Annotated in this window: 1 protein-coding gene; it reads left to right on the top strand. The window is 44.9% G+C overall.

The window, feature by feature from the left end; translation table 11 throughout:
* Positions 1-56: 56 nt before the first annotated feature.
* Positions 57-1672, top strand: a 1616-nt coding sequence (locus AB1488_00185; GenBank protein MEW6408525.1) for a ComEC/Rec2 family competence protein, incomplete at its 3' end; no start/stop codon positions are given.

Raw genomic sequence — 1672 nt, 5'->3', positions numbered from 1 at the left:
GTAAATCTGGGACAGTCCCCACAAAAATTCAGGGGAGGGTCGTAAGACCATCAGAATTGCTGGGTGATAGGCAGATCGTATACGTTAAAGTAGAGAAACTTTTTCTTGGGGACAGTCCCGAATCTACGACTTCGCTTCGCTCCGTCCGTAATTCTGGGACAGTCCCCTCCAGTTCACAATCTATCGTCTACAATGTTAAAGGCAGGGTGAGGCTGACTGTTATGGGGACAGTCCCTAAATCTCAAATCTCATACGGGGACACCATCATTGTAAAGGCAAAACTCAGGAAACCGAGAGGCTATCACAACTTCGGTGGATATTCCTATGAGGAGGCACTGGCGAGAGATGGTATTTATGTGGTCGGGACTGCGTTGGCAGAGGATGTAAGGATACTCAGTAATGGGAGGGGTACCCCAAAAAGTCTTCTGGACTTTTTGGGGACGAGTGGAGGTAACCCGCTTCTTAGAAAGATATACGGATGGAGAGAGCATATCCGAATGGCTATAGATAAATCATTCAGCGAGAGAACTGCTGCAATACTCACTGCCATGATAATCGGTGATGATAGAAAACTCTCCGATGAACTCAGGGATAAATTTATGGCATCAGGCACAGCACATATACTCTCAATCTCAGGGGCGCATGTGGGCTTGATAGCATTCGTCTTTTATAACCTTATACGGCTTTCTATCCTACACCTACCATACACTCTTCTACTCAGGCTGACACTTTATACAAGCCCATCAAAGATAGCCGCCATAGGAACGATCCCTGTGGTGATATTTTATACGGTTATAGCAGGAAGCAAGATAAGTGCTGTGAGGGCACTGATAATGATAATTGTGTATCTTTTAGCCATTGTTATTGAAAGAGAGAAGGACTGGAAAAACTCTATCGCCCTTGCAGCCGTGATAACGCTTCTGTGGAATCCACAGAGTCTTTTCGATATCTCTTTCCAGTTATCCTATGGGGCGGTGGTTTTTATAGGGTATGCTATTGAATACAGTTCAAAGTTGAAAGTTAAAAGTGTAGAGTTAAAAAACCTTAAAAATACCGAAGGGGGTAACCGCTTTAAGAAAAAGATATTTGACTATGTTCTCATTACCGTTGCAGCCACATTGGGGACGGTACCTTTAGTGGCATATTACTTCAACCAGTTCACATGGACAGGGTTGTTTTCAAACCTGATAATCATTCCGCTAACAGGGGTTCTCGTCCTCCCGCTCGGATTGCTTGCGACGATGGTCTCACTTATCTTAAATATACCCACGATTCCCTTTTCATCACTCATCGAATACTCAGTGACGCTCTTCTATCAGATTGTTGAGTTCTTTGCTCATTTGCCTTATTCTGTGGTTCGTCTTCCTTCTCCATCCATACTGATAATCTTCCTTTATTATATCCTGTTATGGTTGCTTGCGAAGATAATCTTCCCACACCCCCCTCCCTTGCCTGCCCCGCTTTGCGGAGCGAGGCCGGGGACGGGAGGGGTCGAGGGGGAGGGTGGAGAATCCCGATCTAAAATGTGGAAGACCGCTTCAGCAGTTTCTCTTTTAATCATTTTGCTCATTTCTGTTCCTGTTGCTTTCGATAAAAATGCCCTGAAGGTAACATTTCTCGATGTGGGGCAGGGTGACTCTGTCCTTGTAGAACTTCCCGATAAAAGAAAGAT

This window comes from Nitrospirota bacterium, assembly GCA_040756155.1.
Taxonomy (GTDB): domain Bacteria; phylum Nitrospirota; class Thermodesulfovibrionia; order JACRGW01; family JBFLZU01; genus JBFLZU01.
The sequence above is the reverse complement of the archived record's forward strand: the minus strand, read 5'-3'. Positions and strand labels throughout refer to the sequence as shown.